Source organism: Bacillus pretiosus, assembly GCF_052947655.1.
Map to the genome: position 1 here is coordinate 457,418 of NZ_CM129593.1, position 24,618 is coordinate 482,035.

21 protein-coding genes and 1 other annotated feature are annotated in these 24,618 nt (G+C 36.0%); of the genes, 15 read left to right on the plus strand and 6 right to left on the minus strand.

Annotated features, from left to right (window positions below; all coding sequences use genetic code 11):
* Positions 1 to 101: 101 nt before the first annotated feature.
* Entirely contained in the window at positions 102 to 1,415 is a 1,314-nt protein-coding gene (locus ACU8YW_RS02370) for an alkaline phosphatase family protein (RefSeq protein WP_087982310.1), read from the minus strand.
* Between the two features lie 154 nt (positions 1,416 to 1,569).
* On the opposite strand from ACU8YW_RS02370, the gene ACU8YW_RS02375 reads away from it, so the two are divergent.
* A complete protein-coding gene (locus ACU8YW_RS02375; RefSeq protein ID WP_060486918.1) occupies positions 1,570 to 1,863 on the plus strand; it encodes a YesK-like family protein in 294 nt (97 codons plus the stop codon).
* 93 nt (positions 1,864 to 1,956) lie between these two features.
* Positions 1,957 to 2,163: a binding site (T-box leader), on the plus strand.
* Positions 2,164 to 2,209: 46 nt separating this feature from the next.
* On the plus strand, positions 2,210 to 3,640 hold the full coding sequence (gene proS / locus ACU8YW_RS02380; RefSeq protein ID WP_088061622.1) for a proline--tRNA ligase: 1,431 nt from the start codon (positions 2,210 to 2,212) through the stop codon (positions 3,638 to 3,640).
* A 114-nt stretch (positions 3,641 to 3,754) separates the two neighbouring features.
* Here the strand turns inward: proS and ACU8YW_RS02385 are convergent, their stop codons facing one another.
* A complete protein-coding gene (locus tag ACU8YW_RS02385) occupies positions 3,755 to 4,777 on the minus strand; it encodes an LPXTG cell wall anchor domain-containing protein (RefSeq protein WP_446894033.1) in 1,023 nt (340 codons plus the stop codon).
* 201 nt (positions 4,778 to 4,978) lie between these two features.
* On the opposite strand from ACU8YW_RS02385, the gene ACU8YW_RS02390 reads away from it, so the two are divergent.
* The 7 genes from ACU8YW_RS02390 (at position 4,979) to ACU8YW_RS02420 (ending at position 11,559) form a co-directional block, all read left to right on the plus strand.
* Positions 4,979 to 5,848, plus strand: a complete 870-nt coding sequence (locus tag ACU8YW_RS02390) for an ROK family protein (RefSeq protein WP_088609560.1) — start codon at positions 4,979 to 4,981, stop codon at positions 5,846 to 5,848.
* Between the two features lie 137 nt (positions 5,849 to 5,985).
* Positions 5,986 to 6,579, plus strand: a complete 594-nt coding sequence (locus ACU8YW_RS02395; protein ID WP_001121585.1) for a TerD family protein — start codon at positions 5,986 to 5,988, stop codon at positions 6,577 to 6,579.
* A gap of 26 nt (positions 6,580 to 6,605) precedes the next feature.
* Complete coding sequence (locus tag ACU8YW_RS02400; RefSeq protein WP_000146727.1) at positions 6,606 to 7,190, plus strand: TerD family protein; 585 nt, start codon at positions 6,606 to 6,608, stop codon at positions 7,188 to 7,190.
* Positions 7,191 to 7,272: 82 nt separating this feature from the next.
* Positions 7,273 to 7,851 (plus strand): TerD family protein, encoded by a 579-nt coding sequence (locus ACU8YW_RS02405; protein WP_000236650.1) that lies wholly within the window; start codon positions 7,273 to 7,275, stop codon positions 7,849 to 7,851.
* Positions 7,852 to 7,924: 73 nt separating this feature from the next.
* Positions 7,925 to 8,716, plus strand: coding sequence for a MeeY/MeeF family manganese export membrane protein (locus ACU8YW_RS02410; protein ID WP_000025692.1), 792 nt, complete (start codon positions 7,925 to 7,927; stop codon positions 8,714 to 8,716).
* Positions 8,717 to 8,826: 110 nt separating this feature from the next.
* The gene (locus ACU8YW_RS02415; RefSeq protein ID WP_000492830.1) at positions 8,827 to 10,458 is read left to right on the plus strand and encodes a YceG family protein; all 1,632 of its coding nucleotides are present in this window, start codon (positions 8,827 to 8,829) and stop codon (positions 10,456 to 10,458) included.
* Between the two features lie 18 nt (positions 10,459 to 10,476).
* Positions 10,477 to 11,559, plus strand: coding sequence for a toxic anion resistance protein (locus tag ACU8YW_RS02420; protein WP_001064402.1), 1,083 nt, complete (start codon positions 10,477 to 10,479; stop codon positions 11,557 to 11,559).
* Positions 11,560 to 11,641: 82 nt separating this feature from the next.
* Here ACU8YW_RS02420 and ACU8YW_RS02425 read toward each other — a convergent pair whose 3' ends face one another.
* Positions 11,642 to 14,308, minus strand: a complete 2,667-nt coding sequence (locus ACU8YW_RS02425) for a cation-translocating P-type ATPase (RefSeq protein ID WP_106383485.1) — start codon at positions 14,306 to 14,308, stop codon at positions 11,642 to 11,644.
* A gap of 192 nt (positions 14,309 to 14,500) precedes the next feature.
* On the minus strand, positions 14,501 to 14,725 hold the full coding sequence (locus ACU8YW_RS02430; protein WP_000366197.1) for a DUF1128 domain-containing protein: 225 nt from the start codon (positions 14,723 to 14,725) through the stop codon (positions 14,501 to 14,503).
* Between the two features lie 173 nt (positions 14,726 to 14,898).
* Between ACU8YW_RS02430 and ACU8YW_RS02435 the strand changes: the two genes are divergently transcribed.
* Genes ACU8YW_RS02435 through ACU8YW_RS02445 form a run of 3 tightly spaced genes read left to right on the plus strand, consistent with a single transcriptional unit; the run spans position 14,899 to position 16,808 of the window.
* On the plus strand, positions 14,899 to 15,363 hold the full coding sequence (locus tag ACU8YW_RS02435; RefSeq protein ID WP_000250910.1) for a low molecular weight protein-tyrosine-phosphatase: 465 nt from the start codon (positions 14,899 to 14,901) through the stop codon (positions 15,361 to 15,363).
* A gap of 53 nt (positions 15,364 to 15,416) precedes the next feature.
* On the plus strand, positions 15,417 to 15,932 hold the full coding sequence (locus ACU8YW_RS02440) for a DUF4075 domain-containing protein (RefSeq protein WP_001085384.1): 516 nt from the start codon (positions 15,417 to 15,419) through the stop codon (positions 15,930 to 15,932).
* 6 nt (positions 15,933 to 15,938) lie between these two features.
* Positions 15,939 to 16,808, plus strand: a complete 870-nt coding sequence (locus ACU8YW_RS02445) for a YihY/virulence factor BrkB family protein (protein WP_001226530.1) — start codon at positions 15,939 to 15,941, stop codon at positions 16,806 to 16,808.
* A gap of 186 nt (positions 16,809 to 16,994) precedes the next feature.
* Here the strand turns inward: ACU8YW_RS02445 and ACU8YW_RS02450 are convergent, their stop codons facing one another.
* Positions 16,995 to 18,920 carry a heavy metal translocating P-type ATPase gene (locus ACU8YW_RS02450; RefSeq protein ID WP_446894034.1) on the minus strand — a complete coding sequence of 642 codons (1,926 nt, stop codon included), beginning with the start codon at positions 18,918 to 18,920 and terminating at the stop codon, positions 16,995 to 16,997.
* Positions 18,921 to 19,190: 270 nt separating this feature from the next.
* Between ACU8YW_RS02450 and ACU8YW_RS02455 the strand changes: the two genes are divergently transcribed.
* The 3 genes from ACU8YW_RS02455 (at position 19,191) to lepB (ending at position 21,699) form a co-directional block, all read left to right on the plus strand.
* A complete protein-coding gene (locus tag ACU8YW_RS02455; protein ID WP_088061633.1) occupies positions 19,191 to 20,141 on the plus strand; it encodes a DMT family transporter in 951 nt (316 codons plus the stop codon).
* A gap of 122 nt (positions 20,142 to 20,263) precedes the next feature.
* On the plus strand, positions 20,264 to 20,944 hold the full coding sequence (locus ACU8YW_RS02460; protein WP_088061635.1) for a lysoplasmalogenase: 681 nt from the start codon (positions 20,264 to 20,266) through the stop codon (positions 20,942 to 20,944).
* A gap of 218 nt (positions 20,945 to 21,162) precedes the next feature.
* Positions 21,163 to 21,699, plus strand: coding sequence for a signal peptidase I (gene lepB / locus ACU8YW_RS02465; RefSeq protein WP_087982334.1), 537 nt, complete (start codon positions 21,163 to 21,165; stop codon positions 21,697 to 21,699).
* Between the two features lie 42 nt (positions 21,700 to 21,741).
* Here lepB and ACU8YW_RS02470 read toward each other — a convergent pair whose 3' ends face one another.
* Positions 21,742 to 24,504 carry a tetratricopeptide repeat protein gene (locus ACU8YW_RS02470; protein ID WP_088061637.1) on the minus strand — a complete coding sequence of 921 codons (2,763 nt, stop codon included), beginning with the start codon at positions 24,502 to 24,504 and terminating at the stop codon, positions 21,742 to 21,744.
* Positions 24,505 to 24,618 lie beyond the last annotated feature (114 nt).

Below are 24,618 nucleotides of genomic sequence, written 5' to 3' on the forward strand. Positions count from 1 at the left end.
TTCCCCCTTAAATTGTTCTACTAACAGTGTACAAAAATAAAAATTATAAAAAGAGAAACAGTGATGATTTTTACATAACTTTTACATATATACACAGTTCTTTACAATTGAAGTAAATCCTCTACAATTGATCCGTCTGTTTCACCTAAGTGTAAACCGAGTAGTCTAGCGATAGTTGGACCTTCATCAATAAGTCTCATGTACGGAATGGTAACGCCGCTTTTTATCCCTTTCCCAGCAGCGATAAAAATTGTTTCATAGTTAGGTTTTGTTGGAGAGTATCCATGCGTACCAAATGTATATTTTTTACTGGGCGTAACATCTTTTTCAGTAATTTCTTTTATAAAATCGCCTGTATAGTTTTCAGTGAAATAATATCCTTCTTGTGCTTCCAACATAAATAAACAATTACCATCTGCACCGCAGTCTTTTGCAGCTTCATCATGAAGCATAAATTCAATACCGTTTTGTTTATTTTGAAGTAACTCTTCAAGTAGTAGTTGTACTTTTCGAATTGTATCCGTATCATTTTTGTCTTTCACATATACATAGGCAGAGCCGTCGCAACTTTGGCAATAGACCTTCCAGTCTACTAATTTTCCTTTTGAATTTATAGATATAAGCCCATTTTGATGAAATAGTACATTTAATTGAATGGCTTTGTTTTCACTTAAAGCGCTATGATCACCGAGAGCGATAATTGTACTTTCTTCGTATAGGTCACTGTCTTTTAAAGCTTGAATAATTTTTCCTAGCCGTTCATCATGTCTATGGATAGCAGCTATTGTTTCGTTAGATTCAAAGCCGTGATAGTGTCTTTGAGTGTCTAAATCGGTGAAATGTATAAACATGACATTAGGCTTCTTCGTCTGGATTGTATGCACAGCAGATGCAAGTACGAAATCATCGAGTTCAGGCTGTGATAAGCCATTTCTTATATGACCAAAACGCTGATTCAAATCTAATTGATATAGTGGGCTACCGCTAAATAATGAAACTAAGATTTGATTTTGCCACGGTCTATTTGGAAAAATTTCAGGTAAATTGTAATCAATATTTGCTCTGCCGGTAACAGGCCATAGAAGGGCAGCTGTCGTTAAATTTGCTTTATGTGCTTCATCGTATAACGTTGTTCCTTTAATGGATTTTCGGTACCAATGCCAATCTGGTGACTCGCGTCCAGGTTGAAGTAACGTATTGCTAACTACGCCATGTTTATTAGGGTAGTTTCCAGTAACGATTGTTGAGTGACTTGGATATGTTACAGAAGGATAAATAGGTTCCACTTTTCTCGCCATCGCGCCCTTGTTTATTAATGTTTGAAAATTAGGGAGTTTTTGTAATATAGGAAAATCTAAAGCTGATAAGCAATCGAAAGATAAAATAATGACGTGATTTGTTAATGCTTTATCCATAAAGTTCCCTCCTGATTATATAAAACCTATTCTTATATATTACTACTAATACCTAGTAATAAAAATATATTTCTAGGTAAAAATTTATTATTTATTTTCAGAAAAATTAAACATATAATTAAGTATAAGGGAATGAATGGAAGGAGGGAATACTATGGATTGGCTAGATGGATTTAGTATCTTTTACATCATTGGCGGAATTACGATTATCCTTGTATTTACTATTTCGTATTTACTAAAGAAACGGTTTCCAAACAAACAGTTCGATATTATATTTGCACTTAGTTTAATACTTCTTTGCTTAGCATCCTTTCCCGTTACAATGATGGTGATTGGTGGATGGGAAGGAATGGGATATGGATTTATTGGTTTCTTCGTTCTACTTGGTACACTTATCGGTATGATTGCACATCAACTGGTAAAAATCTCGCGAAAAAGCTACGTATAAAACTGCAGAAAATGAAAAGAATATATAAAAATGAGAAAATTAGCTATTGTTTAAAAAAAGAATTTGTATTATGATAATCAACAAATTTATTTCGTTATAACGATGAAAAAGGACTAGTACATGTTCAACCTTTTTAGCAGAGAGAGAATCCGCTAGGCTGAAAGATTCTTAAAAAGGCGATATGGAACCTACCTTTGCGTTCTGCATATGCAGCGGGAATTTCCCGTTATCAAAAAGAGAGCATGCACAATTTTTGTGCATGAATCAGGGTGGTAACGCCGGCAAAGCTCGGTCCCTATTTAGGGACACGGGCTTTTTTGTATTTTCAAAAGGAGGAAGATTGACTATGGCAAAAGAACAAGTACAAGCGATTACGAAGATGGAAGAGGATTTTGCACAGTGGTACACAGATATTGTAAAAAAAGCAGAACTTGTTGATTATTCAAGTGTAAAAGGATGTATGATTCTACGTCCGTACGGTTATGCCTTATGGGAAAATATGCAGAAAGTTATGGATGAAAAGTTAAAAGCAACTGGTCATGAAAATGTATATATGCCAATGTTTATCCCAGAGAGCTTATTGCAAAAAGAGAAGGATCATGTAGAAGGATTTGCTCCTGAAGTAGCATGGGTGACACATGGCGGGGATGAAAAATTAGCGGAGAGACTTTGTGTACGCCCTACATCTGAAACTTTATTCTGTGAGCATTTTTCAAAAATTGTGCAATCCTATAATGATTTGCCAAAGCTATATAATCAGTGGTGTTCAGTAGTTCGTTGGGAGAAAACAACGAGACCATTCCTTCGTACAACGGAATTCTTATGGCAAGAGGGCCATACAATTCATGAAACAGCAGAAGAATCGCAAGCTGAAACGTTACATATTTTAAATCTATATGCTTCTTTCTGTGAAGATTATTTAGCGATACCAGTAATTAAAGGGCAAAAAACAGAAAAAGAAAAGTTTGCAGGAGCAAAGGCAACTTATACGATCGAAAGTTTAATGCATGATGGGAAAGCACTTCAAACAGGAACATCCCATAACTTTGGAACGAATTTCTCTGAAGCATTTGATATTAAATTTTTAGATCGCAACGGTAAGTGGCAATATGTACACCAAACATCTTGGGGTGTATCAACAAGAATGATAGGTGGACTTATTATGGTTCATAGCGATAATAATGGTCTTGTAATGCCTCCTAAAGTTGCACCAGTGCAAGTTGTTATTGTACCAATTGCGCAGCATAAGGAAGGAGTTTTAGCGAAAGCAACAGAGTTACAAGAACATATTCAAAAGGTTGCACGAGTAAAAATAGATGCTAGTAATAAAACACCAGGCTGGAAATTTAATGAGTATGAAATGAAGGGTATTCCAATTCGATTAGAAGTTGGTCCTAAAGATATTGAAAAGAATCAAGTTGTACTTGTAAGAAGAGATACGAAAGAAAAAGAATTTATATCAATAGATCAATTAGAAGAGCGTATTCCAGCACTACTTGAGGAAATTCATAATTCTTTATTTAATAAGGCAAAAGTATTTCGCGATGAGAATACGTATAGTGTGACGAATTTCGAAGAGATGAAAAAAGTAGCTGATGAAAAGCAAGGATTTATTAAGGCAATGTGGTGCGGAGAATTAGCTTGTGAAGAGAAACTAAAAGAAGAAGTTGGAGTATCTTCTCGCTGTATGCCTTTTGAGCAAGAGCATTTAGCTGACGAATGTATTTGTTGTGGTAAAGAAGCTAAACAAATGGTGTATTGGGGAAAAGCGTATTAATGCTTTTTTGATAGATGATAAAAAGGACTTTGGGCTGCATAATAAAATGCAATCCAAAGTCCTTTTTAGTTTTGCAATTTGTTTTATGTATGTTTTAGATGGAAGGATGTGTTTTTATTTTGCGTTTTTACGGCGAATAAATAGTAACATACCGATTAGGAATGTTGAAAGTCCCATTAAAATAGATGCAGGATAATGTGTTGCCGTATTAGGTAACTTATCGCCTTGTTCTTTCGCATTATCTTTTACATTGCCACCTTGAGAGCCGTTGCCACCCTGAGAACCGCTATCGTCTTTAACGCGGTTGCCGCCTTGAGAGCCATTGCCACCCTGAGAACCGCTATCGTCTTTAACGCGGTTACCGCCTTGAGAGCTATTGCCACCTTGAGAGCCGTTGCCACCCTGAGAACCGCTATCGTCTTTAACGCGGTTGCCGCCTTGAGAGCCATTACCACCTTGAGAGCCACTGCCACCCGAGTCATTGCCACCCGAGTCATTGCCACCCGAGCCGTTGCCACCCGAGCCGTTGCCACCAGAACCACTGCCACCAGAACCATTGCCACCCGAGCCGTTGCCGCCAGAACCGTTACCACCGGAACTGTTGCCACTAGAACCACCGCCATCAGAACCGTTACCGCCTGAGCCGTTGCCACCAGAACCGTTACCACCAGAACCGTTACCACCAGAACCACTACCACCAGAACCGCTGCCGCCAGAACCATTGCCACCAGAACCGTTACCACCGGAACCGTTGTCGCCAGAACCATTGCCACCCGAGCCATTGCCGCCAGAACCGCTGCCGCCAGAGTCGTTGCCGCCAGAGCCGTTGTCGCCAGAACCATTGCCACCCGAGCCGTTGCCGCCAGAACCGCTGCCGCCAGAGTCGTTGCCGCCAGAACCATTGCCACCCGAGCCGTTGCCACCCGAGTCATTGCCGCCAGAACCACTATCGTCCTGAGAACCATTGTTTCCTGGTGGTTTATTATTATCTTTTGAGTTGCCTTCTGCTAAATGATCGTTATTTTGTACAATCGCATTTGTTACTGGAGAGAAGTTGTCTGTTGCTGCATTACCGATATTTAAACCACTAAAAAAAGATAAAGAAAGAGTTGATGCTAAAATGAAGATTTTTGTCATTGATTTCCTCCTGAAAATTAATATTCCATCTAAAATACATCCCTTTGTAATATTTCATAGGAAAAAGAGTTTTATGCAAAAAAAACTATATATAGAAAAAGGTGGTGTATTTCTGAAGAGAGAAAAGAGTTAGTGTAAATTCTTTATAATAGTAGAGTGGTGGGAATTTTACACTCATTACAGTAGAGGAAGTGACAGCAGATGAAAGAATATATTGCATTTGATATTGGTGGTACGCAAATTAAATATGGGATTGTCTCAGAAACAGGGACGGTATTAAAGCATAAAACAGTTTCAACAGAAATTCATTTGGGCGGGGAACAAATCATTCAAAAACTTATTCTTCTATCCAAAAAATTAATGAATGAGCATACGATTTCGGGAATTGGTATTAGTACTGCGGGAATTGTTAATATTCATAAAGGGGTTGTAACGGGAGGGGTGGAGCATATTCCGAACTACGCGACTATTCCTATTATTGATAGATTGCAAAGGGTATTACAAGTTCCTGTGTCCATTGAAAATGATGTGAATTGTGCAGCTTTGGGAGAGAAATGGAAAGGTATTGGAAACCGAAAAAGAAATTTTATTATGCTTACTCTTGGAACTGGTATTGGAGGAGCAATTTTTATAGATGGAGATTTATATAGGGGGCATTCGTTTAGTGCTGGCGAATGGGGAAATATGTTGATAGAAGGAAGGCCGTTTGAAGAGGTCGCTTCCATTTCAGGGTTAATTTGTCTTGTGCGAAAATATAAAGGTGAAAGTGATTGGAATGGAAAAACGATTTTCGAACTGTATGATAAAGGAGATAGAGAAGTTACGCAAGCAGTTGAGGTTTTCTTTAAACATTTAGCGATTGGAATTAGTAACCTTGCTTATATTTTTAATCCAGAAATGATTGTTATAGGTGGAGGAATTACTGATAGGGGAAAGCAGTTCTTAAAAGAAGTAAAAGGAGAGGTAGAAAAATATTTAAATAAAGAGATTTATAATAATTGTGAGATTGAACTTGCACAAAACGGAAATTGCGCAGGAATGGTTGGTGCTATTTACCACTTCTTACATTAGCATAAATAAGTTATATGAATGTTTTCATATAACTGAGAATTTATCCTTTTTATCACTAGGTAAATAATGCTACAATATAAGGGGAGAATACAATATTTTCCGATTTGGAAAATGCTTTGTAGAAAGGAAGAAACTTCATGCCTATTATTTTAGAAAAAGGTCAAAAGATCGATTTAACGAAAGGACAACCAAAAGTAGCAAAACTACAGGTTGGCTTAGGCTGGGATCCAATTGGACAATCAGGTGGGTTTCTGTCTTCATTATTTGGAAGTAAACCAAATGTAGATTGTGATGCATCTGTTGTTATGTTAGAAGGGGATCGCTTTTTAAACAAAAACGATTTAGTTTACTTCGGAAACAAACTTTCTACTTGTGGTAGTATTATTCATTCAGGAGATAATTTAACAGGTGAAGGCGCTGGTGACGACGAAACAATTTTCGTAGAATTACATAAAGTTCCAAGCCGTATTAATCGTTTAGTATTCGTTGTAAATATTTATGACTGTGTAAATCGTCGTCAAGATTTCGGGATGATTCGTAATGCATATATTCGTATTCAAAACCCGCAAACTGGTGAAGAATTAGCACGCTATAATTTATCGGATAATTATGCTGGCAAAACGACTCTAATTGCAGGTGAAATGTATCGCCACGGAAGTGAATGGAAGTTTTCAGCTGTTGGAGAAGGCACACAAGATAAAAACTTAAGTGAGATTGTATCACGTTATTAATAAAATAAACCGAGGAGGAATTGAATATGGCATCAATTTCATTGAAAAAAGGACAAAAGGTAGACTTAACAAAAACAAATCCAGGTCTTTCAAAAGTTCTTGTAGGACTTGGTTGGGATACGAATCGTTATGACGGACAAAACGATTTCGATTTAGATGTTAGTATTTTCTTAGTAGGTGCTAACGGTAAAGTTTCAGGTGCAGAGGATTTCGTCTTCTATAATAATCCAAAAGGTGCGAATGGTGCTGTCGAGCATTTAGGAGATAACCGAACTGGTGAAGGTGAAGGCGATGACGAATCGATTAAAGTAGATTTAAAAAATGTACCTGCACATATCGAACGTATTTGTTTCTCAATCACAATTTACGATGGAGAAGGTCGTAGCCAAAACTTCGGACAAGTTTCTAACTCTTTCGTACGTATTTTAGATGAAGAAAAGAATGCAGAGTTAATTCGTTACGATTTAGGAGAAGATTTCTCTATTGAAACAGCTGTTGTAGTAGGGGAATTATACCGTCATGCAGGTGACTGGAAGTTCAATGCAATCGGAAGTGGGTTCCAGGGCGGATTAGCATCTCTATGTAATAATTTCGGTTTAGATGTAGAGTAATAGATTTTATATATCCATCGGTGAAACAGGTGTTTACTGATGGATATATTTTTAAAGATATAAAATATAGAGGTGAATATAAATGGTTATTCAATTGCAAAAAGGACAGAAGATTGATTTAGGTAAGACAAGCCCTGGCTTAACAAAAGCAGTAATTGGTCTTGGATGGGATATTAAATCTTATGACGGTGGATCAGATTTCGATTTAGATGCATCAGCATTCCTATTAGATGCGAACGGAAAATGTACGAAGGAAACCGATTTTATTTTCTATAATAATTTACAGTCTCCTTGTGGATCTGTTCTGCATACAGGGGATAACCGGACAGGTGAAGGTGAAGGCGATGATGAACAACTTGTTGTGGACTTAAAGAAAGTTCCGGCAGATGTGCACAAAATTGCTATTACAGTTACAATTTATGATGGAGAAGGCCGTAATCAAAACTTTGGACAAGTTGGAAACGCATTCGTTCGTTTAGCGAATGAAGAAACTAGTGAAGAAGTTCTTCGTTTTGATTTAGGGGAAGATTTCTCCATTGAAACAGCAGTTGTCTTTTGTGAATTATACCGTCATAATGGACAGTGGAAGTTTAATGCAGTAGGAAGCGGTTTCCAAGGTGGCTTAGGTGCGCTTGTAAGAGCGTATGGCTTGGATGCATAAGAAGGGAAACGATATTCGTTTCCTTTTTTTGACCTTTCTATAAATCTAGCAAAGAATAGGGGATAAAGGTAAGATGAGTATTTTGCAAGGGATCCTTGATACGTATGCTCAGTTTTTCGACTTGGACATGTGGATTAAAGTGTTGCAAGATCCAGTATCTTGGGGATTAATAGGTACACTTGTTGTACTTGAAGGTTTGTTATCTGCTGATAATGCACTTGTATTAGCAGTAATGGTAAAACACCTTCCGGAAGAAAAACGTAAAAAGGCATTATTCTATGGACTTATTGGAGCTTATGTATTCCGATTTATTGCGATTGGAATTGGAATGTTCTTAATTAAATTAGCTTGGGTAAAAGTGTTAGGTGCACTTTACTTAGCTTGGCTTTCAATTAAATACTTCATTGATAAAAGAAAAGGTAATGCAGAAGAAGAGGAAGCTCATGGTATGAACCAAAACAGTATTCTCTTCAGAATGTTTGGCGTCTTCTGGGGAACAGTTGCGATGGTTGAATTAATGGATATCGCGTTCTCTGTAGATAGCGTACTTGCTGCATTTGGTGTATCAAATGAAGTTTGGATTCTATTATTAGGTGGAATGCTCGGTATTTTAATGATGCGTGGTATCGCTGGTGTATTCTTAAAATTGTTAGAGCGTATTCCAGAACTTGAAACGACAGCATATATTTTAATCTTAATTATTGCAGCAAAAATGTTACTGTCTGTTATTCATATTGAAATAAGTCATATGCTATTCTTTATCATTTTAGTTGTAGCATTTGGAGCAACGTTTATACTTCACTACATGAAGAATTCTGGACAAGCTAAAGAAGAAGTTGCAGCTACTAAAAATAATCATAAATAATTGAAATGGGTTTGCTCGTTATGCGAGCGCCCATTTTTTATAACTAAAAATAGTTTATAATAGAAGAGAGACTTTATAAAAAAAGTAAATGTTTTTGGAGGTGAACTGTTGTGTTTTCACGTTTTACACTTCAACCATGTGCATTAAAAGACGAATCAGATTTAAAGCAATTTGAAGCGCTTTTAGAAAAACGCCCACAATATGAACTGACAGAGAATGAGATGAAGTTTAGTTATATAGCAACTCGTATTCTTGGTGTTCCTAATGATGTAGATGAATATTTCAATGAGCTATTTGATTATAGCGAAGTGAAAGGGATCGTGGTTTTGCATGAACAAAATTTAAATAAGGTGATTGATCCCGAAAAACTGCGCCATATTCAAGAGGTTTTTACATTACATCAAGAAGCACCGAATGGCCTTACAGTAAATAGGCTTGTCGCCCATCTGTCTGGAAAACAACTATTACCACAAGTAGACAATCCTGACTTACAGCATTATATACATACGACGTTTATTTCTGTATTGAAATTGTATGAAAAACAACATAACCAATCATTAAAAACAGAAGGGTTCCGTCGTTTCTTAATCGATATGATTAAGTTAAGTGACAATTACGTAGCGAAGTGGTTCTCTACGATTAATTATAAGAAACAAATGCCGCGCATTATTTGGTACGGTGATGCACAGGAAAGCCGTATATATTTCTTATACTTTCTTATTATGCTCGGTTGCGATGTACTTTATTATCACCCAGAAGGAAAAGATGGATTTGAGAATGTTGATGAGGAAGGAAGAAGTTTTGTTGTGTCTCATCCAGGTCGCATTTCTCTTGAGCCATTTCCAGATCGCCGCCGTGAGCGAGTTGCGACAGTAGCGTATCAGGCTTCAAAAGAAATTGAACAAGTACTTCACCACGATAACTCACTGCTGTACAAGCCATGGCAATTTCGTTCCTATACGCCTGTAGCTCGTACGCTCAAAACAACGTATGATGAACTCTTTTTAATTACGAAAGAAAAGGCATTTGTGCGTCCAACATTCTTTGTTGAAAATAAACACATTTATATCCCTTCTTTATTTGCGAAAATATCAGGTGTCTCAAAAAATGATAAAGAATATTTTCAGCGATTAAAGGCTATTACATCATTTGATAACAGTTTATTAATTAATACATTTCCGTTTACGAAAGAACAAAAAGCGAATTTCCAATATCATTACCGAGATGCGTTAGACCGCGGGGGGAAATTACACCCTGATTTAATTATGAACAGTCATTGGTGGCCACATAAACGTTTGCCAGAAGGATTGCAACATGGTATTGCAGAGGCGATCATCCATACGTGCGAAAGTGAAATGTGTAAACCCATTGCGAAAGAGACGAAACAAGATGTAGCACTGTATGTTTTCGCACAGCTTTCTCAAATACCGCCGAACATTTTAGAGCAACTTGAGAAATTTGATTACTCGCAAGAAGTACCGAAAATTGTTATATTTAATAATGAGAAGAGCGGAGAATTAAGCCGTTCAGATGCTGTTTTATTACTATTTTTAAATCAAATTGGAGTAGATGTATTCCATTTCAATCCAACGGGAAGAAACGATATCGAACCGTATATTGAAGCAGGAGCATTTGATTCCCATTGGCTTGAAGAAGTTAATTTCGATCTTGAGTTTCATGGTTCATCAGCCTATAAAAATTTATCACAAACAATAAAAGGACTATTTCGTCCATTTTTATAAGGAAAGGGAGAATACCATATGAATAACCCAGTCATACTAGATTCGAAAACAGAATTAAATGAGCAAACGGCACAAGATGTTCGTTTACAACTTAGACAAGATGCAGAAGTACAACGTATTTATAATGCAGTAGATATTAAAGATCAGTTAGAATTAATCGAGCTTGGAAAAGAACCATCTATGGAAATTTCACGTTTCGCTGATCAAATTTTACATACAATGTCTTTATCAAAAATAGAAGACTCTGGAGAATTATTAAAACAGCTTGGTAAAATTATGGACAGATTCGATAGCAAAGACTTTGCGGAAGAGAAAAGCGGTTTCTTCTCACGTATGTTCAAAAAAGCTGATAAAATGATTGAACAGATCTTTAGTAAGTACCAAACAATGGGTCGCGAAATGGATAAAGTATACGTAGAAATTACAAAGTATCAAGATGAAATGAAAAAATCAATCGGTACGTTAGATGGTTTATATGAGCAAAATTTGAAATATTATTTAGACTTAGAAAAGTATGTAGTAGCAGGGGAAATGTTATTAGAGCGTTTAAATACAGAGTTGGTTCCAATGTACGAAGAGCGTGTGCGTAACAATGACCAATTAGCAGGTATTGAATTAGAATCACTGAAAAACTCTGTTGAAATTTTAGAGCAGCGTATTGATGATTTAGAAAAAGCACGTATGGTTGCGCTACTTACAGCACCACAAATTCGTATGGTTCAACGTGGTAATAATAAATTAATTGGTAAAATCAATACAGCATTTATTACAACGATTCCTATCTTTAAAAATGGTATTATTCAAGCGGTAAATGCGAAACGTCAAAAGCTTGTTGCAGATTCTATGGCTGAACTTGATCGCCGCACAAATGAATTACTTAAGAAAAATGCACAAAATATCGCAACGCAAAGTGTGGAAGTAGCGAGATTATCAGGTTCTTCTAGTATTAAGATGGAAACACTTGAGGAAACTTGGAACATTATTTCAAGAGGTATGCAAGAAACGCAACAAATTGAAGAACAAAATAAACGTGAGCGTGAAGAAAGCCGCAAACGTATGGCTACATTAACTGAGAACATAAAAAAAGAATTACAAGGGTAAAGTGAAACTTTAATCAGCGGGGACATCTCCCACAAATAGTGAAATAAATGAAAAGGCAATGAGGAATAATCCTCATTGCCTTTTAGTTTCTCTTTACTAATTTAATGATCTCATTCAAAACAAGTGGAATGATACTTAAGAAGAGAACAAATCCCCAATCTCGCATCGTTAATGCATGTACACCGAATATATTTGCAAGAGGTGGGATGGAGATAATACACACTTGCATAAGAACACCGATAAGAAGGGAGAAGACTAAATATTTATTTGTAAAGATCCCAATTGAAAAAATGGATTTCGTTCTTGAACGCAAGTTAAATGAATGAACGAGCTGAGAAAAACTAAGAACGACAAATGCCATTGTTTGAGCGTGTAATAGAGCATCTTCATCAATTTTCTCTGGGAAAAGAGGAAATAAATTTGTATCTCCGGTATAGAATTTTGCCCCGATGATAAAGGCTGTTAGCGTTAAAAGTCCAATGACAACTCCATTGAAAATAAGAAAAGGAACGCTACCACTAAATAAGCTTTCTTTCGCATGTCGTGGTTTTTCCTTCATCACATCTGGATCTTCAGGGTCAACCCCAAGTGATAATGCAGGCAGTGTATCTGTAATCAAATTGACCCACAAAATGTGAATAGGTCGTAGTGGTGTTGCCCAACCGAGTAAAATAGCTAAAAATAAAGCGATAATTTCTCCAAAGTTACAAGAGAGTAGAAAGAGAATTGATTTTTTTATGTTACGATAAATATTTCTACCTTCCTCAACAGCTTTCACTATAGATGAGAAATTATCATCTGTTAACACTACATCCGCTGCCCCTTTTGCAACGTCTGTTCCTGTAATGCCCATCGCTACGCCAACATCAGCCTGCTTTAAAGATGGAGCATCATTGACACCATCACCAGTCATAGAAACGATATTTCCTTTTGCACGTAATGCTTTTACAATCTTTACTTTATGCTCTGGAGAGACCCTAGCGAATACATTTAAGTGATCAATTTTGCTTGCTAGCTCTGTATCTGAAATGTTATCTAATTCAGTTCCAATCATAATTTCAGATATGTCTTCAGCAATGCCAAGTTCTTTGGCAATTGCAAAGGCGGTATCTTTATGGTCACCAGTAATCATAACTGTGCGAATACCGGCTTTTTTACATTCTGTAATTGAATCTTTTACTTCAGTTCGCGGTGGATCAATCATACCGACAAGACCAATAAAGATGAGATTTTCTTCAAGATGATCTATAACCACATCGTTTGAATTGTATTGTTTAAATGCAAATGAAAGTACTCTTAAAGCCTCTTGAGACATTGCCCCGGCAGCTTCTAATATTTGATTTTTATCAGCATCTGTTAGAACCTCGATTTTACCGTTTTTAAATATGTGGGTACATCGAGGTAAGAGTTTATCAATAGCACCTTTTGTCATGCTATAGTAGCTTTCATCGTATGTATGAACGGTTGACATCATTTTACGATCTGAATCGAAAGGCAGCTCGTTAACGCGTTCATGTATCTTTTCTAAATGATCTTTTTGCATGTTAAAAGTGTTTCCGGCAACAAGAAGGGCGATTTCTGTAGGGTCCCCTGTTTGTGAATCGGAACCGTAAGACGCATCGTTGCATAGCACCATATTTTCTAACAATAGACGTTGCGCATCATTATTTGCATTTAAATTTTCTAAGTGGTCGTATGTGTTATCACTATAAAAGTGAGTAACGGTCATTTTATTTTGCGTTAACGTACCTGTTTTATCTGAACAAATAATTGTGACAGAACCGAGAGCTTCGACAGCTGGTAGTTTACGAATGATAACATTTTGTTTAATCATTCGCTGCACACCAATTGCAAGAACGATGGAAACGATAGCCGGCAAGCCTTCTGGAATAGCTGCAACGGCTAAACTAATAGCAGTCATAAACATTTCTAAAGTATCTCGTCCTTGTAAAAAACCGATGATAAACATAATGACGCAAATAGATACAGCGACAAAGCCTAAATACTTTCCGACTTGTGCTAAGCTCTTTTGAAGTGGTGTCATATCATCGTCGGCTTCATGTAAAAGGGTAGCAATCTTACCAATTTGTGAGTTCATTCCCGTTTCAACAGCGACACCGACTCCGCGCCCATATGTTACTAGTGTCGACATAAAGGCCATATTTTTTTGATCGCCCAGTGGTACTTGCTCATCGCTTTGCATAGAAGGGTGGTAAATTGCATCTTTATCAACAGGAACGGATTCACCAGTTAGAGCAGATTCTTCAACTTTCAAATTTGCGGTTTCGATAAGCCGTAAATCACATGGGATATAACGTCCTGCATCCAGCATGACAACATCACCTGGAACGACTTGTTCAGATGGAATTTCTTTTAGTTCACCATCTCGCTTGACGATAGCTTTAGGTGTCGCCATCTTTTTCAATGCCTCTAAAGCTTGTTCTGCTTTCGATTCTTGGATGACACCGATAACAGCGTTTAAAACTACAACGAGCGCGATAATACTTGCATCAGCCCATTCACCTACAAAGGCAGAAATAAGGGCAGCAATAATAAGGACATATACGAGGACGTCATTAATTTGGGCGAAAATACGCTGCCATAACGTGCGTTTTTGTTTTGTAGCTAATTCATTAGAACCGTATTGCTTTAAACGTTCATTTACGATTTCATCTGTTAAACCGTGTTGTTCGTTTGTTTCTAAGTCGATTAATGTTTGATCTTTCGTCTTACTGTACCAATTGCTCATAAGTAAGCACCTCCAGTAAAAACAGTTAGCAATGGTAGTGTTGCTATTATTTGTGAGTAGTATGTATGGAGAAAAAATCTAAGGTGAGGTTCTACTTCCATTGTACAGTATTTTACAGTTGGTTGAGGGAAAGAGAAGAGTTGTCATGAATTTGTTGGAAATAAAAAAAGCCTCATATAAACGAGGCTTTTTTTACTTTTTAATTAATGTACCTAATTCTTCTGTAATAGCTTGCATTTCACTGATGCTGAATGTTTCACGTTTCATAACATGCTCATAAATGTCACGTAAGTCTTCGTACATTTCTTCATTAAAGCTAGCAGCTCTCATCGCTCCAGCATTAACCATACGTAATTTTTCTTTAATAGCTTCGACCATATATTCAACGTTTTCTTCTGACTTTACGGATAAATCCACCGAAGTGTCCCCCTTTAAAATAACATAAGGATATCTTAACATTTTTTATCATTTTCGTTAATGAATCTTTTCAATCCTATTAAATTAGTAGGGATTTCCTTTATAATTAATAATTGGTTGTTTATACTATAAGTATATATAAAGAAATGCACCAAGAAGGGAAGAACAAAAATATGGTTCAAGTATTGTTTGTTTGTCTTGGGAACATTTGCCGTTCACCGATGGCAGAAGCAATTTTTCGAGATCTTGTCGTAAAAGAGGGACTCGAGGAGAAAATTGTCATTGATTCTGCAGGAACTGGAGATTGGCATGTTGGCCATCCGCCACATAAAGGAACACAAAAAATTTTAAAAGAAAATGCAGTCACTTTTGAAGGAATTAAAGCAAGGCAAGTAGAAAAAGAAGACTTAACAAAGTTTGATTATATTATTGCCATGGACAACAAGAATATAGCAGATTTAAAAAGTTTAGGTAAAACTGGAGGCTATATTGGTAGACTGTCCGATTTTGTTCCAGACGGTGGCTGGACAGACGTTCCCGACCCTTACTATACAGGGAATTTCCAAGAAGTATATGACCTTGTAACAGAAGGGTGTGCAAAGCTATTAGCTTTCATTCGAAATGAACAAGGAATATGAGGAAGCTTAGAAAGAAATACTTTCTAACATAAGAAATGAAAGGGTGAAGGAATATGGCAAAGAAAAATAATATTGCTCGAAACATTGCGATTGGTGTAGCTGCAGGTGTGGCTGTATCTATGTTGAAGAAGGAAAACCGTGAAAAAGTAAAAAATACTGCGGAAAAAGCAAAAACAAAGATGATTGAAATCGGTGAAAATGCGAAGATAAAAGAAAAAGTGCAAACTGTTACAGATAAAGGACGCGAACTCGCTGACTTCAATGTAGTAAAAGCGAAAGTAGCAGAAATTAAAAAATTGACGCCGTCTGTTGTAGAGACGTTAAAAGAAACGAAAGAAATTTTTAGTAAGAAAAAGGTTGAGCCAGCAGAGAAGCCAGAAACGATTGAAATTCAAGCTGTATCTTCAAAGGTAGATGAGCTGAAAGCAGAAGAAGAGCCAATAGTTGCTGAAGAGGGCGGTATGAAAGAAGCGCGTGAACTATTTATGAAAGACTCAAATGTAGAGGAAAAAAAAACTGAAGCGTACATTGAGTTGAAGCAAGATAAAGAAGAGAAGAAAAGCGTTTAAACATATATGAGAAAAATTTTAGAAAAGGTGAGAAGAAATCGTACTTATTCGTTTGGTAAAGATTTGTATGACCGGACGATGCGCGATGATGTAGCGGGCTTGGCAGCACAGCTCGCTTATTTCTTCTTGCTTGCGATTTTTCCTGGGCTTGTTTTCTTAATTACGCTTCTTGGATTCATTGACCTTCAAACAGAAAGTGTGCTCAACTTATTAGAACCGTACGTACCCGAAGATGCAATGTCTTTAATTGAAGTAAACGTTGATAAAGTTGTAAATGAGCAAAATGGTGGTTTATTATCATTTGGTTTATTATCAATGCTATGGTTTGCTTCAAACGGGGTAAATGCGGTTATGAATGCTTTTAATCGTGCGTATGATGTAACAGAAACACGTTCCTTTATTAAAACGAGAGCTTTATCCATTGTGTTTACATTAGCGATTATTTTTATGATTGTGTTTGCGCTAATTGTTCCAGTGTTTGGACAAGTCATTGGAGCAGCGGTATTTAAAGCAATTGGGTTATCGGATAGTTTTTCTTACGTGTGGAGTATTACGCGATTAGTAGCGAGTTTTTTCGTGCTATTTGCATTGTTTAGTTTTTTATATACATTTGCACCAGATCGAAAGTTAAAAAGAAGAGAAGTCATTTCAGGAGCAACATTTGCTACTGTAGGATGGATTGTGGTATCGTACTCATTTGCTTATTATGTAGATAAGTTTGCGAATTACGCCAATACATATGGTGGTCTCGGTGGTATTATTATTTTAATGTTATGGTTTTATTTGACTGGATGGGTCATTTTACTTGGCGGTGAAATTAATGGTTTACTCCATCATTATAGGACGGGTGACAATAATTCCCGTAATGAAAAGTGAGCTCTTGTTCCATAATAATAGGGAACAGGGGGGATATTTCATGAGTAATAATAAAAAGAATCACAACAATAAAAATAACAATAAACAAAAGAGTAGTTCGCATCCAAAGCATAAAACGAGTGGGAGTGCGAACGGGCATAATAGCTACCATTAAAAAAAACGGGTCCTCTATGAGGGACCCGTTTCTTATTTGTTTCCTTTTAATAATCGTAAGCCATTCAAAATGACAAGAATTGTACTTCCTTCATGCCCAATAACACCGAATGGAAGAGCTAAAAATTGCAAGAAGTTTGAACAAATCAGCATTGCAATTAAAGCTAGTGAAAAGATTACGTTTTGCTTTACAATACGATTCATTCGTTTTGATAAGCGGATCGCTTGAGAAAGTCGAGATAATTCGTTTTTCATAAGTACAACGTCTGCAGTTTCTAAAGCTACGTCTGTTCCTTCTCCCATTGCTACACCAATGCTAGCAGTAGCGAGTGCAGGGGCATCATTTATACCATCTCCGACCATTGCTACTGTCCCGTATTTTTCCTTTAGCTTTTTAATCGTTTCAACTTTTGTTTCTGGTAAGCATGATGCGTAATATTCTTTTATATTACTTTCAGAGGCAATAGCTTTTGCCGTTTCTTCATTATCTCCAGTAATCATAATTGCCTCGACACCGATGCTTTGTAATTCGCGAATAGCAGCTATTGTTTCTTGGCGAAGTGTATCTTTTAAAGCGATAAGTCCAAGAATGCCTCTCTCATCACTAATATAAACGACAGTTTTACCTTCTTTTTCAAGTGAGGCAGAAATACCATTATGAAATGTCTTTGTTTCTTCACCGATAAAATCAGCTTTACCTATTTTATAAGCTTTGTTTTCAAATATTCCTTTGAGTCCAAAACCAGTTACATCTTCAACATTTTCTGGTTTTTTTAATGCAATGTCATACGCATGTTGTGCATATTTAACAATAGATTCAGCTAAAGGGTGTGTAGAGTGACTTTCAATTGATGCTGTAATAGAAAGTACTTCTTTTTCTGTCATACTTTCTCGAACATATACATCTGTTACGGTAGGTTTTCCTTGTGTTAATGTTCCTGTTTTATCAAAGGCGATCGCTTTTACTGAAGCGAGGCGTTCTAAATGTATGCCACCTTTAAAGAGAATTCCATTTCTTGCTCCGTTAGAAATTGCAGATAATGTTGCTGGTGTAATGGCAGCAACGAGTGCACAAGGAGATGCGACTACAAGTAAGATCATAGCGCGATAAAACGTTTCATTCCAGCTCCAGTCAAGTAAGAAATGAGGGACGAACATCATAAGCGCAACAACGAGTAGTACACCTTTTACGTATGTTCCTTCAAACTTTTCGATGAATAGTTGTGATGGTGATTTTTCACTTTGTGCACTTTGGACGAGACGGATAATCTTTTGGAATAATGTTTGATCGCTCGGCTTCGTAATTTTAACTTCGATAGCACCGCGTAAATTTACAGTACCGGCAAATACTTCATCGCCATATTTTTTTTCATTTGGAATAGGTTCTCCAGTAATTGCTGCTTCATCGATATTTGTTTCACCGTTATGAATCGTACCGTCAGCAGGAACGCGCTCACCTGGCTTAATTAAAATAATGTCGTTAATTTGTAATCGTCCAACAGGAACACGTTCCTCGGTTCCATTAGAAATACGTAATGCTTCTTCTGGTTGTAAATCAAGAAGCGCTGAAATTTCTTTTTGACTTTTACTTAATGTATAAGACTCCATCGCACCGCTCAGTGCAAAGATAAAGATTAAAATCGCGCCTTCTGCCCAGTAGCCAATGATTGCAGCACCGATAGCAGCGAAGAGCATGAGCATTTCGACATTTAGCTCTTTCTCTTCAATTGTATCTTCAATACCTTCTTTCGCCTTTGCATATCCACCAACTATATAAGCAAGGATATAGCAAGTAATGCCTACATTCACTGCATCGTTCTTTGTGAATAACCAACCAGCTAAAATGAAAATACCAGATGCGATTGCAAATATAAGTTCATGATGTTTCTTTAATGTATCCCATAAAGAGGGATGAGAAATAGACTTTTGTACTTGTAATGTTTTTACTTCTGAGTTCATTCTACTCGCTCCTTCCAAATTCTTATTGAGAAAAAGAATCAAAATCGAAACCCCTATAAAACGACGAAAGCTGCCATCCATAATGGATAGCAGCATTTCTGTTGAATCTGATTTTAATAGTTATTATGTTGTAATTATTCTATAGTATATCATATCTTTTTATAAGATGGCACAGTTTTGTTTCAAGTATAAACGGAAAACTTGTGTTTTCGCAATACCTTTGGTATATATGAATATTGTTCATATAAAGATCGGAAAGGAAGACAACAAGTGAAGACAGAGAAATTTTTTACCCATCCGATTGGCGTACTAATTGCTGCAATAGTAGCGACTTTTTTATGGGGGAGCGCATTCCCATTTATTAAATTAAGTTATGCTGAACTTGGAATTCAGCCACAAGAAGTTGGGGAGCAAATATTATTTGCTGGTTATCGTTTCTTTTTATCTGGAGTCATGCTCTTATTATTCTTTAAAGTATTAGGAAAAGATATGAGCTTCAAAAAAGGAACGGGGAAACAGTTAGTACAAATTGGTTTATTTCAAACATTTCTTCAATATATATGTTTTTATATTGGAATGAGTTATAGTTCTGGCATTGAAGGAGCTATCATTTCAGGAACATCATCATTCTTTCAAATTTTACTCGCTCACTTTTTATATAAAGATGACGCTCTCAATATGAGAAAAATAATTGGGGTCTCTATCGGCTTTTGTGGTGTCATTTTAGTAAATGTACCGAGTGATGGTAGTTTGTCATTCCATTTCGGAATCGGTAGCTTATTACTTCTTAGTGCAGCAATGTTGTATTCATATGGAAACATATTGGCGAAAGAAGGTAGCAAAACATTAGATGTTGGCTATATGACAGCATACCAAATGATTTTTGGTTCTATCGGGCTATTATGTATAGGGGCTTTGCAAGTTGGAGCCATGCCATTTACATTTAGTGTACATGCAATACTTATGCTTCTCTACTTATCTTTCTTATCCGCAGCAGGCTTTTGCATTTGGAATACAATTATGAAGTATAACAAGGTTGGAAAAGTATCAATGTACATGTTCTTTATACCCGTATTTGGTGTGTTATTATCGAGCATGATTTTAGGAGAAGCAATTCATTCATTTGTATTATTCGGTTTGGCATGTGTAGCCGCGGGAATTATCGTGGTGAATCGAACGACAGCTAAGCAGAAAAGGGCGAACGAAAAACAAGTAGCATAGATAACAGGAAAACGATTACAATGGAAGAACAGTACTGTTCTTCTTTTTTTATATAGAAAAAGGATAATAGACTAGGTGTAACGAAAAAAGATACAAAAAGCATTTATTGAGGAGAACATGTTATGAATCTATTTTACATGGTGTTAATTGGACAAATCATTCTTTTTTTAATTGGTGCAATGTACGCAATAGGACAGACAAAAAAAACAAGAAATAATATGCCGTTACCTTTAGCGGTGCGTCTTATTCTTAGTTTTTCTTTAACAGCAAGTGCAATTTGGATATGGTTACAAGATCCATCAGTAGAGTATAGTACGTGGGTTGCACTAGGTATGACGTTATCAACTGTAGGAGATTTATTTATGGCAGGTTTGATTCCAATTGGTCATCGATTAATTGGAGGTATGATTACTTTTGCCCTTGCGCATTGTTTTTATGTAAAAGCATTTTTGCAAACAGGCATCTCATGGAATGGTTTTTGGATTGGTTTACTCGTATACGGACTCTTTCTAATTATAGGATGGTTCTTTTTTATACGAAATGATAAACAAGATAAATTGTTTACGATAGGAGCTCTAATTTACGGATTGTGGGTTGGAGGAATGGCTTGCTTTGCATTCGCCCTATACTATGAGAATATAGGAATATGGTGGATACCGGCTTTTGGTGGTTTACTATTTGTGATTTCTGATTTTATTATAGGTGTGACAGATATTGGAGGACGCAAATTAAAGTATGAACCACTTTGGATTTGGTTTACATATGTAGCGGCTCAAATGTGTATTGTATATGTGGGAATATAAAAAGATACTCTCAAAATAGTGGATAGACTATTTTGAGAGTATCTTTTTTACTGCTCGCAAATAGTGAGATAAATATAGATTATGGTATATAAAAATAATAAATTTATGAGGATGTTATTTTTAAGTTTGTAATATTACAATTTTATAATTCAGAATTTTGTGGAAATTTTACAGTTGAATTCCTTATAATAAAAGTAAAAAGATGATGAGATGGTGGAATGATGCAAAAGAAAAAACGTTTGCGTGAATTCTTTGGAACAATTGCAATTGCATGTTTGTTAGTGTTTTTAGCGAAAATTTTTGTGTTTTTTCCTACGACTGTAAAAGGAGCGTCCATGAAGCCGACGTTACAAGATGGGGATAAGCTGATTGTTAATAAGTTAGCAAAGCAGTTTGAAAGTTATGGGAGAGAAGATATTATTGTTGTGAAGACGGATAATTTTTATGTGAAAAGGGTTATTGGTTTGCCTGGCGATGTAATCGAGGTGAGAAATGATCAATTATATGTGAATCATGAAGTGACACAGGAAGCGTATTTGTATAGTAATAAAAAACAAGCTGAAAAAAAACTTATGAATTTAACAGAGGACTTTGGACCGATTACAATTCCTAAAAATAAGATTTTTGTTATGGGAGATAATCGCTTAATAAGCAGAGATAGTAGAAATGGTTTAGGACTTATTGATAGAGAAGATGTATTAGGAGAATTAGCGGCAATTTATTATCCATTTGAACATATGAAAATAATGAATTAAAGTAAAAAACCAAGCAAACTGAAATTTGCTTGGTTTTTTATGTTAAATCGTAGGAGACTCATTAAATTCATAGACGTCTTCATTGTTTTTGTTTGTACTTAAAACGAATTTGTGTTGCAATAGTTGCAGTTTAAAGAATGCTAACGGATCGTGATAAGTTTCTGGGTTGCTTCTTAATGTTGCTAATGTTTGCTCGTCTTCCTGTATTTCAAGTTGAGCTGCTTCTACATTTTGTTTCAATATGCTAAGTGGATCTTTAAAGAACATCATGATATCTCGTTCTAATGCGCCTTCAAATACTTCAAATTGAAGGAAGAATTGTTTTGAGATTGTTTGAGCAATTTCCGTATAGTCTTCCGTTTCAATGTATTGTTTATATTTGTTTGCGAGCATAGACTGATTTTTTTGCATGTTACCAAATAGTTTTCCCGCACTTTTTAAGAAAAATTGTGTCGGTGTAAAGCGTAATAAAATATTGATGTTCGTTACTGTAATTCTATTTGTCATGCGTACAACATCTCGATGCCAGTCATCTAGTAATTTGAAATCACAAGGAAGTTTCATGCGTTCTTCTTTATATAATTTATTAAACGTTTCACTCATTTCATCTAAATAAGATTGAGCTTGAATAAATTCATTATGAGCTGTTTCAATCCATTCCTGAATAGAACCAGTAAATTTAGGAAGAAGCACTTGTTGTACATGTTTTTGAACTCGTTCGTTCATCGCAGTATTTAATTCTTCATGAACTAATTTGAAGTCGCTATCTTCTTGAACGAGGTCAGAACAACTCTGTAATAATTCAGGAATTTGAGAATGGATATCTCGTGTGATTTCTTCTTTCGTTAAAAGATAAGATTCTGTAATAGAACGAATTTTATCTTTTTCAAGAGCAGTAAGGTTGTTAATAAATCCATTTAATTTAACTGAGATATGTTTATTCCAGCGTACGGATTTCACTAATGTATTTTCTAACTCCACACGTTCATTTACAAGGTATGCGATTGTCTTTTGAGTAAACCATATTAGTTTTTCTATACGTTCTTGTTCCATGTTACGTTCTGCTAGATTAGAAAGAATAGACTCTGTCACGTCTCCAAGTTGCTGGCTACTCTCTTGTGAAGGAGAGTATGGGAAGAACTGTGCATTTGGGAAATGGACTTTAATTTTACTCATTAGTTTTTCGTTATTGGTCGTATTATTTGTGTGTAATACGAAATGAATTTGTAAATTTGGCACTTGTTCACGTAAATAAAGTAATGTATCAAGTTCTTCACCATGTAATGGTGAAGAAGAATTTAATACGTAAATAAGGCTATCTGCTGCTTGTAAGTATTCAAAATATGAGCTGTTTTTATCCACTTGCCCTTGAACAGGTGGCGTAACAAGAAATGCAAATTTATTTTTTCTTAAAAATCTACTTGGTAACTTAATTTCTATACATTTTTTCTCAAGTTCTGATTCGGAAGGTGTAGCCATTCTTTGATGGAATTCATCAAAGCTAGGTATATTGTGTACATCTAACGCAGTGAATTCTGTTATTTCAGTTTGGCTATCATCTTTAAATAGAATAGGAGTTGTTACAGTCTCAGTTAAGATGTTCTCTCCTAGTATAGAATTGATGAATGATGATTTATCCTGGTCACTAGTTCCCGCTATTAGTAATTGTGTAACATTTAAATCACACAGTTCGTGAACGAGTAACGTAAATTGATGACTTAAATCCACATCGTTTTTTTCAGCCCATACAGCAATTGTTTCGAATAAATGAGAAACTGTTTCCATATTTACATTTGTTTCAGCTGTTGAATTAGAAAGTAGGGCTCCCGCACTTTTTACGAGTAATGACTCTAAAGTTGTAGGTGAAACTTCATTCCATGCTAACACTGCAGCAGAGACAAATAGGGCATCTTTTGCTTTCGTTAAACTAAACCAATTGGTTAATAAATCTGGTACAAGTCCCTGCATTTCATGCATGAAATGCTCACCAGTAATTAACTCAAAGTACGTATCTTGATAGCGTTCAACAATTTCATGCCAATCGTCATTGTTGTCTGTTTCAATATGTAAGAATAAATGATTTATTGTTTGAATCCAAGGTAGATGCAAGTTTTCATTTTGATAGCTGTTCCAAAGCGCAATAACAAGTTCTTTAAATTGGACTTGATCAATTGCATATAATGCTTTTAAAGATTCATAGAAATATTCTGGTTTGATTTGTTTCGTGAATCCTTGATTCACATAATTGATTAAAGTATCGAACCAGTGTAACGATTTTGTTCGAATTCCTTCTTGAACGGCAAGTTCGATAGCATTATTCCAATCTTCTTGTTTTTCATAGAATGAGCGAGCAATTGCAGTAATATTAGGATAGTCAGGTTGAAATGCAACGGCCTCACTAATCGTCTTAAATGCTAGACCTAAACGATCTTGTTCGATGTACAGAGAAAGAAGTTGTAAGGAAACTTCCATTGTAAGAGTTGTATCTTCCGTTTGAATAGATTGATAAATCTCTTCTGCTTTTGGCAAGAATCCTAGTTCAAAATAAGAATCTGCAATATTTTTGGTTGCCCAAAGTGCAAGTTCGTTATTTACTTTCTCCCATTTAAATATCGCTGCTTCAAAGTCTTTATTTTGGTAATAAAATTCACCTTGAGCAAAGCGGATATTAGAAATGTTGGAGAATTCATTTGTAGATTCATTTATATATGCTTCACCGAGTACTTCTGATACTGGAGTAGAAGTTTCTTCTGTTAAAAATGTTTTATAGTAAACCTTTTGGATAAATTGATTTTCAATGGTCATGTTCGTTCCCCCTGTATAATTTAGAAAAATGATGTTGTATGTAAAGGGTGTATGTTCTTTTAATAGGTAGAAGTTGCATTATATCGACCAAACTATGTTTTTGCTAGATATATC